This window comes from Pelagihabitans pacificus, assembly GCF_009371985.2.
GTDB classification, from domain to species: Bacteria; Bacteroidota; Bacteroidia; order Flavobacteriales; family Flavobacteriaceae; genus Pelagihabitans; species Pelagihabitans pacificus.
On the sequence record NZ_VIKU02000002.1, the window covers coordinates 1 to 15,855 of the forward strand.

General features: G+C 44.2%; 10 protein-coding genes. 2 read left to right on the plus strand and 8 right to left on the minus strand.

The genetic code is table 11. From position 1 onward, the window contains the following. From FK220_RS07380 to FK220_RS07415, 8 genes are all read right to left on the minus strand, one after another. Nucleotides 1-4,487: immunoglobulin-like domain-containing protein (locus FK220_RS07380; protein ID WP_152573678.1), on the minus strand; the 4,487-nt coding region annotated here is incomplete at its 3' end. 359 nt (nt 4,488-4,846) lie between these two features. Next, nucleotides 4,847-5,488 (minus strand): response regulator, encoded by a 642-nt coding sequence (locus FK220_RS07385; protein ID WP_152573679.1) that lies wholly within the window; start codon nt 5,486-5,488, stop codon nt 4,847-4,849. Next, nucleotides 5,485-7,461, minus strand: a complete 1,977-nt coding sequence (locus FK220_RS07390) for a tetratricopeptide repeat-containing sensor histidine kinase (RefSeq protein WP_166204824.1) — start codon at nt 7,459-7,461, stop codon at nt 5,485-5,487. Before FK220_RS07390 ends, FK220_RS07385 begins: the two co-directional genes overlap by 4 nt. A gap of 405 nt (nt 7,462-7,866) precedes the next feature. Further along, the gene (locus tag FK220_RS07395; protein WP_152573681.1) at nt 7,867-8,367 is read right to left on the minus strand and encodes a hypothetical protein; all 501 of its coding nucleotides are present in this window, start codon (nt 8,365-8,367) and stop codon (nt 7,867-7,869) included. A gap of 400 nt (nt 8,368-8,767) precedes the next feature. Next, nucleotides 8,768-9,691, minus strand: coding sequence for a DUF4382 domain-containing protein (locus tag FK220_RS07400; RefSeq protein ID WP_152573682.1), 924 nt, complete (start codon nt 9,689-9,691; stop codon nt 8,768-8,770). Nucleotides 9,692-10,057: 366 nt separating this feature from the next. Then, complete coding sequence (locus FK220_RS07405; protein WP_152573683.1) at nt 10,058-10,906, minus strand: dienelactone hydrolase family protein; 849 nt, start codon at nt 10,904-10,906, stop codon at nt 10,058-10,060. 313 nt (nt 10,907-11,219) lie between these two features. Further along, a complete protein-coding gene (locus FK220_RS07410) occupies nt 11,220-12,323 on the minus strand; it encodes an NAD(P)-dependent alcohol dehydrogenase (RefSeq protein WP_152573684.1) in 1,104 nt (367 codons plus the stop codon). A 40-nt stretch (nt 12,324-12,363) separates the two neighbouring features. After that, complete coding sequence (locus FK220_RS07415; protein ID WP_152573685.1) at nt 12,364-12,876, minus strand: redoxin domain-containing protein; 513 nt, start codon at nt 12,874-12,876, stop codon at nt 12,364-12,366. Between the two features lie 401 nt (nt 12,877-13,277). On the opposite strand from FK220_RS07415, the gene FK220_RS07420 reads away from it, so the two are divergent. Next, complete coding sequence (locus tag FK220_RS07420) at nt 13,278-14,252, plus strand: helix-turn-helix domain-containing protein (protein WP_152573686.1); 975 nt, start codon at nt 13,278-13,280, stop codon at nt 14,250-14,252. 101 nt (nt 14,253-14,353) lie between these two features. After that, nucleotides 14,354-15,853 (plus strand): serine hydrolase, encoded by a 1,500-nt coding sequence (locus tag FK220_RS07425; RefSeq protein WP_152573687.1) that lies wholly within the window; start codon nt 14,354-14,356, stop codon nt 15,851-15,853. Nucleotides 15,854-15,855: the final 2 nt, after the last annotated feature.

Here is a 15,855-nt window from a genome sequence, read left to right on the forward strand (position 1 = left end):
GTCACCTCGGCCGCGGCATTGCCCGCGGCATCGGTGGCGTTGTAATAAATCGTGTAGCTGCCGACCGCGTCCACGAACTCCGAGGCGTCGATAACGACCTGGGAACCATCGTCGGTGGTGGCCCCCAGTTCGGTATAGCCCGCTCCCAGTTCGATCTCTTGCGGATTGGCCCCTATCAAGGTGATCACCTGTGCCGTGGTGTCGGTCTCCACCACATTCACTGTCCGGGTCACCTCGGCCGCGGCATTGCCCGCGGCATCGGTGGCGTTGTAATAAATCGTGTAGCTGCCGACCGCGTCCACGAACTCCGTGGCGTCGATAACGACCTGCGAGCCGTCGTCGGTGGTCGCCCCCAGTTCGGTATAGCCCGCGCCCAGTTCGATCTCTTGCGGATTGGCCCCTATCAAGGTGATCACCGGTGCCGTGGTGTCGGTCTCCACCACATTCACTGTCCGGGTCACCTCGACCGCGGCATTGCCCGCGGTATCGGTGGCATTGTAGTAGATGGTGTAGCTTCCCACCGCATCCACGAACTCACTCGCATCGATGATGACCTCCGAGCCGTCGTCGGTGGTGGCCCCCAGTTCGGTATAGCCCGCGCCCAGTTCGATCTCTTGCGGATTGGCCCCGATGAGCGTGATGAGCGGCGGGGTGGCGTCGGTCATTACCACGTTGACCGTCCTGGTCACCTCGGCCGCGGCATTGCCCGCGGCATCGGTGGCGTTGTAATAAATCGTGTAGCTGCCGACCGCGTCCACGAACTCCGTGGCGTCGATAACGACCTGGGAACCATCGTCGGTGGTGGCCCCCAGTTCGGTATAGCCCGCGCCCAGTTCGATCTCTTGGGGATTGTCGCCATTTAGAGTGATGATTGGCGGTGTAGTGTCATTACAGTCTACACTAAAGGTGGTCTGAGGGTCTACACCTGAGTCCAACGAAGTACTCGTAAAATGATTAACGTCGTCCACTTGAATACAGAACAGGTCAGGGTTGCCGTCGCTGTAAAATATAGTAATGGCATTGTTGTTTCCGTTCTGTATATTAAAAGAGGTCAATTGATTATCCGCCACGTCGATGTGTGTCAATGCATTGTTTTGGCTTAGGTCGAGCGTTGACATTTGGTTCACTTGAGCTTCTAGAATACTAAGCAGTGGATTCTGTGATAGGTTTAGCGCGCTTATTTCATTGAACTCACAAACCAATGAAGTAAGGTTGCCATTTTGGCTGACATCAAGTGCTGTCAGTTGGTTATCACGACAATTGATTACTTCCAAATTTACATTCTGGCTCAAATCCACACTTGTCAACCTATTAAGACCGCAATTAAGCGTTAGAAGGGCTGAAAAATCCTCGATACCCGTGAGGTCCGATATATTTTGGTCAGAGACGTCCAGTTCAGTGATTTGGTCAATGTTCACGGTGGGCACATAATCATCCGGGGGCCCTGAGTCGTAGCCGAGGTCAATCAAAGCCTGTTCAAAATTATCGTCGGGAACGAAAGTTCGGGCCAAGGCTGTGTCACAGTCCTCACTGAAGATGGTCTGGGCATCGATGTTGGTCCAATTTGCGGTCGCAAAAACTACGTCGCTCACTGAAATGCACAGGAGGTTCGGGTTGTCATCCGCGTCAAATAAAGTGATATTTGAATTATTACCATTACGTATGTCAAAGCTTTCCAATTGGTTATTCCCGGCATTTACATTTTCCAGCATGGGGTTTTGACTGGCGTCCATCTCGGTCAATAGGTTGCCTGCAAACCACAAGGTTCGCAACACTGAATTTGCATCCACTTCCAAAACGGAGAGTTGATTGTTATTGGCATAACATGATTCGAGGGCCGTATTTTGACCGAGGTCCAAGGCTGTCAACTCGTTGTCGTTGCAATTGAGAAAATTTAAATCTGGATTTTGCGATATATCTAGGGCCGTCAATCGATTAGCGGAAATATTCAAAGTCTGTAGGATTGTATTTTGATCTAGATCTATGGTGGTCAACTGGTTTTGTCTACAGCTCAAACTGACCAACGCGGAGTTCTGCCCAATATCTAATGCTGAGAGTTGGTTAGCATCAAGCCACAGACTCTCAAGCACGGAATTAAAGCTAAGATCCATAGTACTGAGCTGATTGCCGTTTGCCTGTAATTCTATTAAGGCTGTATTGTTACTGACGTCTAAATCCGTGAGCTGGTTGCTATTGACATTGAGCACCTCCAGAGCAATGTTTTGGCTAATGTCAATACTGGTCAACTGGTTGCTACTACAGGTCAAGAATCTTAAATTCTCATTTTCGGTCAAACTCAAGGTGGTCAATGAATTTCTGAAAAGGTTGAGCGTAACCAATGCGGTAAAATCCTCGATGCCCGCCAGGTCTGAAATACCTTTTGCGGGAATATCCAAAGTACCTACATTTTCAATGTTAGCAGTGGTAACATAATCATTCAAGATATCATCTAAGCCGAGGTCGATCAATGCCTGCTCGAAGTTGTCGTCGGGGACAAAGGTTTGAGGGCCCAACGGTATACTGCAATCTTCACTGAAACGACTGGTCGTATCTATATCGGTGAAATTTTCAGAGGCATAGACCAAATCATCAATATTTATACACTCCAAATTAGGATTGTCAAATGTTCGAAAAACAGTCATGTTCGTATTGTTGCCATTGCGGACATCGAGTGTCGTCAATTGGTTTGAAGAGCAGTAAAGCTCGGTCAGCGCATCGTTGTTGCTCAAGTCAAGAGCCACCAGTTTGTTCTCTATACAGGCAAGCGTTTCAAGGGCCACATTCACCCGTACATCAAGCTCGGTCAACTGGTTGACACTACAATCGAGTGTTTCTAGATTTGTGTTTTGCGCCAAATCTAGCATTTGCAGTACGTTGGAGTGGCATACGAGGCTCGTCAGGGCAGTATTTGAACTTAAGTCCAGTTCGGTAAGGGCATTTATAGCGCAGTTCAGGGTTCGCAAGGCAACGAAATCCTCTATCCCGGTTAAGTCGGTAATTCCCTGATTGGAAATATCCAAAATGGTAATTCCAGTAATGTTGGTCGTAGGCACGTAGTCATCAGGGATACCCATGTCATAACCAAGATTGATCAAAGCCTGCTCAAAAACGTCGTCCGGCACAAAGGTGACAGCGGCACTACAATCGTTGCTGAAGCGCGTTACCGCATCAATTTCGGTAAAATTGGTCTGTGCATAAGAGACATCACTGACGGTTATACATTCCAAGCGTGGGTTACCGACCGTTTGAAATGAGGTGATATTTGAGTTGTTTCCGTTGTCGATGTTGAGTTTTTCCAGTTGATTATCACTAGCATCAAATGATGCCAAGTTACCATTAGAGCTTAAATCCAATTCGGTCAAAAGGTTTTGTGAACAGGCTAAACTGCTTAAGTTATCATTTGAATCAACCGCTAAGCTTGTCAGTTGATTTTGGGAACATCTAAAAGTAGCTAAATCCGGATTTTGACTTACATCAATGCTTGTAAGTCTGTTGTTGGTAATGTTTAAAAGCCGTAAGGCCGGGTTTCGAGTAAAATCAACACTATTAAGGCGGTTGGCCGGGGCATTTACATGAGTCAGGTTTACATTGTTTCGTAAATTTAAGGAAGTAAGAAGGTTGTTGGCACACTCGAGTCGCGTAAGTGCGGTAAATGCCTCTATGCCCGTAAAATCCGAAATTCCGTTGTTGGAAACATCCAAGATGTCAAGGTTATCGATGTTGGCAGTGGGTACGTAGTCATCCAATCCCGTGTTGTCGTAGCCCAAATCGATTAGGGCCTGTTCAAAATTATCATCGGGTATGTAGGTGACATTATCGTCGCAATTCGTTCTGTAATCCGTTGAAGCATCTTTCGCTGGCCAGTTAGCAAGGCTATAAGTGACATCATCAACTTCAATACATGCCAGATTGGGGTTATCGGTACTATCAAAGCTTACTATTGAGGTGTTGTTGCCATTTCTAAGGTTGAGCTCGGTTAATTGATTGCCAAAGCAGAGTATTTCTAAAAGATTGTTATTCTCGCTTAGGTCCAGTCTTGTCAAACGATTGTTGAAACAACTTAAAAACATTAATGAACTGTTTTGGCTTAGGTCTACACCCGTCAATTCATTTTGGGAACAGTCCAAACGTTCCAAGACACTGCTTGAGCGGGCTGCCAGGAAGCTCAACTGGTTGGAGCTGCAGTCCACTACCTGCAAAGCCACATTCTGGTTCAGATTCAAGGATCTTAACTGATTGTTGCTACAGTTCAGCGTTGTGAGATTTGTAAAAGCTTCAATACCCGTAAGGTCTTCGATGCCTCGACCGGAGATATCGAGGCCTGTAACACGAACGATGTTCGCAGTCGGTACGAGCCTGTCCAATGGCGCGCTATCGTAGCCAAGGTCTATTAGAGCCTGTTCAAAGTTTGCATCGGGTATGGCGGTGTTCTGTGCCCCTACATAAGTACTTAATGATACGCTTAATACAAGTAGTAGTTTTTTCATAAAGGCATTTTTTAGTGTTACTATTTGGTGGCCGTATGAAACAAAGCTATATCTGTGCGTTTTTGGGCAATGCCAAAATTGTCGCACATCCTAACAGATTTGTTCCTGATTGCATTTTTTTGGGGGGAATGGCAAATCGTAATCCTTGGACTTTTCGTCCGGGCAGGCACCCGAAGTGGTTGGGAGCTCCTGGATTATCTTACCACAGCTAACTTATAGCTTCCTTATCACACTACTATCTATGAAAACTACGAGGGTAAAAAAATCTATGAATTCCTGTAGGAAGGTGCATTTTATACCACGTGCCATGGAAAAGAAAAATCGGTTGGTCGCTAATTTTGAAAAAAGGGAGGTAAACGCTATTGGTCCAACTGATATTCCAAGGCGATGCGCACGAGCCCAGCGGTATTTTTGGCCCCCAGCTTGCTCATCATATTCCGACGATGGGTTTCTACGGTGCCAAAACTTATGAAGAGCTTTTCGGCAATTTCCTGGGTGGTATATTCTTCTAAAATTAGTTTCAAAACCTCTTTTTCCCTACGTGAGATGCTGGGAAAGGGACTGGTCTTTTTTTGGCCACCGCCACTGGCGATGCTTTTTACGACAATGTCATTGACGGCCTTGTCCAAGTACATTTTACCTTGGTGTACCGTCTCGACCGCTTGTATCAATTCCTCCTGTCCCGCATTTTTGAGCACATAGCCTTTGGCTCCCCTGGACAGCATCATTTTAATCAAGCTACTTTCCTTGTGCATGGAAAGCGCGATAATTTTCAATTCGGGATTTTTGACCAACAGCTGTTTGCAGGTTTCCATTCCGTTCAGGCCGGGCATATTGATGTCTAGCAATACGACCTGGGCACTTGTCTTTGGAATCATTTCCAAGGCTTCTTCCCCACCGGTGGCGCTTCCGATTACGGAAATATGGTCGTGTTCCCGGAATAGCAATTCCAAACCCTCGATGACCATTTTGTGGTCGTCAACAATAAAAACCTGTATCATAGCGGTATGCTTATGCTGATAGTGGTTCCTTTTCCCAATTCTGAATCCCAATCGATATCCCCATCCAGAAATTCGACCCTACTGTTGATGCTTTTGAGGCCCAAGCCTCCTTTTGTCAAGGCCTCTTCATATAAAAACCCTTGTCCATCATCTTCCACAATTAGTTTTAGCTCTTTTTGATGGTCGAGAATTTGGATGAGAATATTTTTTGCCTCGGCATGTTTTCGGATGTTGGAGATGATTTCCTGGACCAAACGAAAGATCATTACCTTTTTTGAATCCTCCAAGGTATCGAATTTTCCGGCAAATTCCACGGTCGTCCCGTATCCTTCCCCGTTCAGTTGTTCGGCCAAATCCTCGATCGCCCCTTGCAGTCCCGAAATGGAAAGGGCATGGGGCACCATATTGTGTGAAATGCGCCGTACTTCCATACAGGCTTCATCGATCAGCGTATTCGTTTTTTGGGTGAGATCCAATTCCTCTATTTTTTGTATTTCTTTTTGAATCGTGGCAAAGTGGTTTTTCACGGTACTCAATAATCCGCCCAAACTATCGTGAAGGTCGTTGGCAATCCGAAGCCGTTCGGCCTCCTGCCCCTCGATCATGCTGTTCAGGGCCAATAACTTATTTCTTTGTTGCAACTCGATTATTTTTTGTTTTTGCAAGGCTTGTGCCTGTATGGCGATGGTACGTTGGTACTTGATGCGTTTTGTGAAGAAAATGACCGTTCCCAGCAACAATAGGGCAAGTGTTCCTATTGCCAATAGAATTTGATTTTTTTGTAATTCTTTTTGTTCAATAACCAATTGCTGTTCGGCAATTATTCGTTCTTTATTGGCGGTCTCGTATTTTTTTTCCAATTCAAGGATCTGCTTGTTCATTCCAATATCCAAAAGGGAGTCCTTGAGATCCATTAACGACTTTTGATATTCAAACCCCTCTTTGAACGTTCCATTTTTTTCATTCACCTCGATAAGTCCCTCGTAGTTCATCTGTCTTAAAGGCTTGGAGCCTATTTGATTGGAAATGTCAAGACTCTCCAAAAGATATTTCTTTGCCATTTGTGCTTTACCTAGTTTGATGTAGGTCGTTCCAACTTTGTTCAGCGATATGGCTATATTGTTTTTTGAGGGCATATCTTTTCGAATTTCCAAAGCTTCCATTTGATACCTCAATGCTTCTTCATAGTCTTCCTCCACATATGCCAAATGGCCAAGATTTTCCGTAACGGATGCGATGCCGTCAATGTTGTTCTCTTTCTTTTCAATGGCCAAGGATTTCAGAAGATAGTCCTTTGCCGAATCAAACTGTTTTAATTCGGCAAAGGTATTTCCCAGACTCTCATAAGTCATGGACAGACTGATTTCCCGACCGGCTATTTTTTCAAAGATTTCCACAGCCTCCTTGTAATTCTTGATTGCCTCCTCTTGTTTGCCCACTTTTCTCAAGATATGACCGATGGAATTCAACACCTCGGCTGCACTAAGTATGTTGCCCCTACTTTTGTGTATTTCCAGTATCTCATAAAAGATAGACAGGCTTTCAGCAAAATTTCCTAATTTTTGATGGATTACCGCGGTTTGGAAAAGACTGGAAGTGACGTCCAAAGAATCGGGATTTGCTTTGGAATACGCAGCTGATTTTTCAAGAAATTCCAATCCCTGGTCATAATTACCTTCGAACCTACTGATAACCCCGTAGTAAAAATTCGATTTGGCTACTCCTACCCCCACTCCGGCATTCCGAGAAAATTGTATTAGGGAGTCAGTATATAACCTGGCGGAATCAAGCTTTGTTCTTGTAGTTGCATAGGCCCATATCACTTCCCCATAATTATCGATTTTCTGAATCAGGGAATCCTTGTGGGTATTCGTTAAAACGAGCTTAAGGCTATCAAGTCTATGATCGTTTTGGGCATGTACATTGGATAAGGGTACAACAAGTAAAAAAAGAAATGATAAGAACCTTTTCATATGGAAAACAAAATAAACAAAATGACCGTATCGCTCGTTTAGGAATAGGGTCATTTTTTTGATAGCATGCTCATCGTATAAATCTTGCTGAACCCAATAAGTACCTATGACGGAAAAGTAATAAAACCAATAAACTTTTCTTGCCCATAGCGTTGTTTAGAGGACAGCTGTATTTCACTTTCAGCATCCTGTAATTTATCACTTTATTACCAAACTAGCCCAGTATTGGTGTAACAAGTGGGGGCTTCCTTGTTCATTTGGCTTTGACCCCCCATTTATTTTTGCACATTATTTAGCATAACCAAATTCATAATCGAAAATACGTCCGCTATTTCCATTAATTGTCATATCAAAACCTATTTTGGGTATTTTTCCATCAAAGAAGCGCAAAGCGGCCAATACCGCTCATTGTATTCGCCGTACATCGCTTTGATTAAGTCGTAAGGACTTCATCAGGGAACCGAAGTCGCTCAAATCTATATTGGAAGTAAGTTCAAGGATTTCAGAAGGAAAGGCCACTATCCTGAATATCTGGTCGCGTAGCAAAAAATCGGATTCTTCCCAGATGGAAAAATCGAAGTTGTAAACCAGCATTCCTTGGTCGGTAAAATACGGTCTTGGCAGTTGCCGCCACACATCTAGGTCATCACTGGTAATGAACTCAAGCCGATACACCAATACCACATCGTCGTTTTCTATCGATTCATCGTTTGCAAACGTTTGGAAAGGTGTGGCGTACCAATTTGCAGCTGGATTGAATAGAAGATCGGTTCCTATTTCGAAAATTTGAATCGGTGCCGCATCGACGCCGTCCATACCGTTTATTCCATCAACCCCATCGGAGCAAGAACCGGCGACCAAAATAATCATTAAAAATGCTAGGATATTAAAGGCTTTTTTTTTCATGATATTGGTTTAATGGTGAATTGATCCTAATATAATGGGTCTACCGAACAGAAATATCCATGAAATCCGTGAAGCGTAAAAAATCTATGAATTCCGTTACCGAGACCTATCCATTCAAAATTGATTCCACTATTGGAAGAACGTTCTAAAGAACCTGCTTTTGAGTACGGCAATCACCAGGTCACCATACAGGTGCCGGCCTGGAAAGACGATCGTTCTTGTAGCGTTAGAATGATATCGTTATCGAGGGAATGCTATTGGAAGATGTTTTTAATACCCGACAAAATGGTAAAACAAGCTTCTTTTCAGGGGTAGTAAAACTTCATATGGAACAGGCCAAACACAAAACAGCCCGCTTGTAGGCGGACTGTTTCTTCGTTGCTGTTCTGTCTTTAAAGTCTTAGTTATCATCTACCGTTTCGGAGGTAGCCTCGGCTTCCAATACGAAATCCTGTACCGTCTTGTTAGCGGCTACAAGGGTTACCTCCAAAGTGTCGCTCGATACATAGCCGTTCAGTTCCGCCAAGACCTTGTAAACTCCGGCATCGAGCCCCATGATGGCATAGTTACCGTCTACGTCCGAAAAGGCGGTCGTATTCAGTGTATCACCAGCGATGACCGAAATTTGGGCACCTTCCAAAGCCGTGGACATTTCTTCTATTACCTCACTAACGTTCCCGGTCAAGGTACCGGCCGTAGAGAGGTTACTCGCTTTGATAACCGGCTTGAAATTAAAGCCTTGAATACCCTCTACTTTGTCAATGCTTCCCTTGGCCACGAAAGAACGACTCACATCGAAATCAAGCAGCAGATCGGATGAAAGTCCGCCTGCCACGATTAAGCCGGGTTTGATGAATACTTTGATGCCTGTTTGTTCCCCGCTAGGCACTTTTAGGTCAAATATTCTTCCATCGGTCAGGACAACGTTGATTCCTTTCACATAGACCCGCACTAAGTCATAGGTGCCGGCAGGCACTTCGAGGTCGGCCAGCATCGCAGTGGTGCCATTGGTGAGTTCCAACAGGTTTACGTTAACATCGGTTTCCATCAGAACTAGGAAGGGGGAACCTTCCTTTATATCGCTATTCATATTGACATCATCGTTGGTAGCCTCCGAGTCCATTTTTTCCGAGACCATTCTGGCCTCTATCTTAAAAACGGTCACATTGGCCTCGGCGACCAGATCATAAGGAAAAGGTGCGTCGGTGAGTCGAACCGTCAATCTGCCCATTTCATCCGTTCCGGTTGCTTCACCATCATCTGAACAATTGATAAAAAGTAGTGTACATGACAAAAAAATTGCATAAACAAGCGTAGTCTTCATATTTGGGATCTTTAGTTTACGGCAGGGCACGATGTACCCTGCAATCGATTTTATCCTTTGTTAACAATACGGATTCGCGATACCCTACCCTAATTTTATGATTTTCGATGAAATGCACTTTCTACTTGAAACAGCTGGCTTTTTTAGAAGATATAAGTGCCAAACCCCGGTGATTGCCAGTATCGGCATTCACCTGCACCGGATTAAGAGATGATTTAGGAAACTGGCCCATTTAGCGCTATGTCGATCGAACCGCTCACAAAATATCGCAATATCGCCTCTTACATCTTGCGAGATTTCAGGATGATGTGCCAACATTGTAGTTGTGGTCCTTACAGAGAGTAGTGTCTTCCCGTGATGTTTGTTTTATTCCGAAGCGTTCTCTCCAAACGTATCATTCAATAGGCGTTTTAAGGCCTCCCATGATTTTTCATCGGCTTCCGCATTATACTCCAAGGGTAAATTAAATTTTTCCCCCAAAGCAGTGGCCTCCTTGCTGGTATAGGCATGCTTGGCATTCTCGTAGGCGATGTACTTATAATCCGCTTGAATGCTATCCATTGCTCTGGTGAAGTTGGCAACGGATTCAGGGGAAACGAAGGGATCGGCCGCACCATTTGCCACCAAGACCTTGGCCTTTAATTTTTCATTCGGCATAATCGGCAATTGTACCCCACTGTGAAAGGCCGCTACCGCATCCAGGTCCTTTCCGGCATTTGCCATAGTTAAAACCACACTCCCACCGAAACAGTATCCGATAGCGGCGATTTGGTCCATAGCAACGGTAGGATTGTTTTTTAGCACTTCCATGGCCGCGTCGAAACGCGCCTGGGCGGCCTCTATATTGCTCATCACCATACCGGAGAATTTTCCGGCATCCTCGGGATGGGCTGCTTGCTTGCCATTTCCGTACATGTCGACGGCAATGGCGGTATAGCCCAGTTCAGCTAACATATCCGCTCTTTCTCGAACATACTCGTTGTGACCCCACCACTCATGTACCACTAAAATACCGGGGCGCTTCCCATCAACATTTTTATCATACACCACATAACCCTTCATTTCGGTAGAATCGGTGCTATAGGTAATTTCCTTTCCTTCCAATAGCGGCTCCCTTGAAATCGTCTCTTCAGCTGCTTTTTTTTCTTGGGTGTTCTGCTTACAGGCCAAAAATGCGACCAAAAAGATGGAACAAACAACTTTTAACTTTCCCATACTGACTCTTTCTAATATTAAATTAAAACTAATTTGGATTCAAAAGCTATTGCCGGTGCCCAATGATTGACACCGGATGAACCGTACGTAATTCTTCACGATACATACGGTTTAACAACCAATGAGCACACAAAGCCGATTTGAAGGTACAAAAAGCAGCTCTAAACGGCAATTTCCCTTTGATCACAAAGACATTTTTTTAAATGGCAAAAACGGTTTGCGGCCCGGATTTTCAATCAAGCACTCCCCTGGTCTTTTGAGAGACCAATATCAAACAGACACTCCCTTTAGTACATTCATCATACAGTCTGGATTACATTTCCAGTATGGGTTTGATTACCTTACCCTCTTCCATATCGGCTACAGCCTCGTTGATGTTATCAAAGGGATAGTATTGTACCAGTTCGTCGAACGGAAAACGACCTTGCTGGTACAGCGCTATCAGGCGGGGAATGAATATTTTGACAGTACTGTCTCCTTCCACCACCCCGACCACTTTCTTTCCGGTATTGATCAGTTCGTTGGCATCAAACGCATATTCGGTACCCCCTTCCGGGGCCCCTACTACGGCCAGGATGCCTCGATTGGCCAACACGTGAAAGGCGGATTCCGCCACTGCCTTGATGCCTGATGCCTCAACGGCATAATCCACTCCCACTCCTGTGAGTTCTTTTATGACCTTAGGAGCATCCTCCTTCTCGCTGTTCACTAAATGGGTGGCCCCTAGCTTTTCGGCAAGCTCCAAACGGGACGGATTAATATCAACGGCAACAATGGTGGAGCAACCTACATTTTTAGCCGCCATAATGGCCGAAAGACCCACCGAGCCGACCCCAAAGATGGCGATGCTGGTACCCGCCCGTGGATTTAGGGTGTTCATGACGGTACCAGCCCCGGTTTGAATACCGCATCCTAGGGGGCCCAATAGTCTTAAATCTACTTCTTTGGTCACCCGCACCGTATTTCGTTCGTGGGCCAACGCGTAGGTTCCAAACGACGACTGCTGAAAAAAGGCGCCGTTCAGTTTCTCATCATTCCCTTTAAATATGGCATCGCCGGATGCTTGTCTTTTGTTCATAAAATTGAGCGGTTCCAATTGAACACAATACGAAGTGTCTCCTTCGCGACAAGGTCTACAGCCTCCGCAAGACCCGAAGGACAGAACGACATGATCTCCCACAGCCAAATCGGTTACATGACTTCCCACTTTTTCAACCACCCCGGCTCCTTCGTGGCCCAAGACCACAGGATAGTTGGAGGGCAACTTTCCTGCCTTCACCGAAAGGTCGGTATGGCACAATCCCGTAGCTACTACCTTAATCAATACTTCGTGGGCCTTGGGATCGTCGATTTCCACTTCTTTAAAAGTAAATTCCTTTTCTTTTGATGCCACCACGGCAACTTTTGTTTTTGTCATCGTTCCTAGTTTTATAAATCCGTTAATTTTTTCCGCTTTTTTAAGCTTCGCCCCTTGCGGGGTAATCGTGCTCAAGGACATAATCGATACCCTTCAAAAGGTTTTCAAATTCGGGTCGTGCAAAGGGCATACTTTGGATGGAAGCGCTGTACAGGGTTTCATCTGGACGTATTAAGAACAATCCCGGTTCGATGAAGATTTCAGGCTCCTCCTCCTTTATACCCTTGGAAATATACAAACCCCATTTTCGGGCCTCTTCAATGGGATATTCGTATCCGATGGGAAGATCCTTCACCTCCCACTCCCTATAAGCGGTTTTTGCCTTCTTCTCCGAATCGGAGCTGATGGCGATAAGATTGATGCCACGTGCGGTAAACGCTTCTATTCTATCCTGAAGCTTTTGTAAGTACCTTTTACATACCGGGCAATGTAACCCTCTGTAGAATACCAAGAGCGTGAAATTTTTCGGTGTTTGTTCCTGGAGCGACCATCGGGTGTCGTTAACCAAATCTAATTCGAGGGTTGGTACGTTTTGTTGCGTTTTTAGTTTCATAGCGTGATTTTTTATCAGTTTTATTTGCATGACCGACGAGCTCACAAGTACGCCTAACAGCCCGGCAGAGAGGTCGCGGTCGGCTAAGATGGCTCTGGCTTCTATTTGTCAATATGTGAGGTGGGAGCCAGCAAAACCCGAACGCTTTTAAAGATTTTGGGCTGGCCAAGGGCAGCCTAGAAATAACCTTAAGTTATTCCCAAAAATAAACTGATGGAGCCCATTTCATGTGCTGTATCGCTACAATTAATGCTGTTTACGCTTTTGGTACCGCCGTCCGTGTTGTGGTTTGAATGGGTGAGAAGGTGATTGAAAACCCCGATTCCATAAAGAGTACCCCTTTTCCGTTTTTACGTAACGAATGAAATCTTACCTTGTCTATTCTAACAGAACCAAAAAAAATGCTGGAAGTAGCCTATAAAATCGATCACACCGATGTTTTGGCCAAGGACATTGCCAATGCCATTGGGCAAGAGTTTAACGCACCAAGATTTGAGACTAAAAATGACCAAATTGAAGCAAGTGTAGAATTTTATAGACTACACGAGAATCTTTCGATTCAATTAAGTCAATTTCATCAAAATCGACCCGTAGTGGTTAGGCGACTAGGTACGGATAACGATGACCTCTTGATTCTGGATTTCCATTTATCCGGTACCGCAAAACTTAATGTCACGGACCATAGAATTGACGATACGGCAAATGGCCTAACCCACGGCGCCTATTTTGCAAATGCCAGTGTGGAGTCTTATGCAGAGTTTCCAGCAGGATTTTACAATCAACAATTTCATATTGTATTGGACAAGCACTGGATGGCCAGCTTCTTTTCCGAAGAAATAAAATCGCTACTGGAAAAGATTGAAAAGGCTACGCCGTTTTTTATGTATGAACGATTGAACAGTAGCATCACCGTTATTTTACTATCCATATTCAAATCTAATCGTCAAAGCAGTTTCCGTAAATCATTTCTTCATGGAAAGACATTGCAAATTTTGTCATTATTTTTTGATAAAATTCAGAACCGTGGGAAACACTTGCAACTTGGGGTTTCAAGTTATAACGATGTTTCGCGTTTGTTTGAACTTATGATTTATGTGGATAAAAATTTGGGTGAAGAGTTGAAAGTTTCCTTTCTTACTAAAAAAATCGGGTTCAGCGAAAGCAAACTGCAGAATCTATGTAAAGCGGTATACGGCAAAAGCCTGTTAAAAGAAATAACAGAACGCAGGATGATAAGGGCATTGGATTTATTCGCCGAGAATGGGGATTCCGTTTCCACTGTGGGGTATAAATTGGGTTATACCAACATGAGCCACTTTTCAAAAGCATTCAAAAAAATACATGGGTTTTTACCCTCCGAGTATCTCAACAGATAGTCGATCCAAAACTTTACATTTTATGGTTTTGGGGCATCGGCTTACGCTTTTTTAGCGGTGAATTAGTAAGTGAAATTTTATAATTGCAACGAAATTTTGTCATGGACAACAAAAAGATTAAAACGCTAGTAGTAATAGTCGTATCGGTTCTTGTAAGCTGTTCTATCGAAGCGCAACTAGGTATCGAACATCCAATATATAAACAAGTTTCGAAATTGGATAGCCTTTTGTTCCAAGAGGCCTTTAATAAATGTAATACCGATATACTTCATGGTTTAGTTGACCCTGATTTTGAGTTCTATCACGACCAATCAGGTTTTAGCGAGGGAAAAGAGCAGTTCATTAAGGGCATTCGAAACAATATTTGCGCTCTTGATTACAAACCTCAGAGAAGATTGACCAGTCAAGGTTTTCAGGTCCATCCTTTACTATCTGGAGGAGAAATCTACGGTCTTCTGCAAAAGGGTGTTCACGAATTCTATGCCATAGAAGAAAACAAAGAACCTTATCTGACCAACATAGCTGATTTCGCACATTTATGGATTAAAAAAGATAATGATTGGCTTTTGAAAAGGGTATTGAGCTACAACCACAAGACCCCCGGGCAAATGAAAAATGACATAGATGGAATTATTGAAGAAGCGTCTTTTTCATTTGAGGTCCTGAGAAAAGAACACCATATTCCAGCAATGGGAGTTGCCATCTTAAAAAACAACAAATTGCAACGTATTGGCGTATACGGGGAATTGGAGCGCGGAGTAACGGCGCCCTATGATGCCATTTTCAATGTAGCTTCCCTTACCAAGCCCATCGTAACTATGCTCACGTTAAAATTGGTTGAAAATGGTAACTGGGATTTGGACCAACCTTTATATAACTATTGGACAGACCCAGATGTTGTAGATAACCCAAATAGCAAAAAACTTACTACACGCCACATCCTTTCCCATCAATCGGGATTTAAGAATTGGCGGCGTCAAAATAAGTCCGGTCGATTGGAATTCGATTTCGAACCAGGACACGGTTTTCAATACTCTGGAGAAGGGTTTGAATATTTAAAAAATGCGTTGGAAGCAAAGTTTGACAAGAAACTGAAAGAACTTGCCGATTCTCTTTTGTTTCGACCACTAAAAATGGACGATACGTATTTCTACTGGAACGAAACCACTGATGAAAGTCGTTTTGCAAAATGGCACGATAAAGATGGGAAAGTTTATGAAACCTATAAAAACAAGTCAACAAGTGCTGCAGACGATGTATTGACAACTTTGGAGGACTACGGTCGTTTTGCGGAATACGTTTTGAATGGCGGTGGCCTTTCAAAAGAACTGTTCAATGAGATGGTCGCGCAACAGAATGGAAAAGAGCACAACATTAAAATGGGTCTGGGCTGGGAAATCCTTCCCAATCTGGAAGATGACCAGTACGCACTATTGCATACCGGTGGGGATAAGGGCGTAAATACCCTGATTATGCTCTTGCCAAAAACAGGGGAAGGTGTGGTTGTTTTTACTAATTCCGATAATGGTAAAAATGTGTATTTCCCCATCATCGAAGAGACGCTGAGCCTTGGAAAGCAAATAACAGGTAAAGCTGAATGATA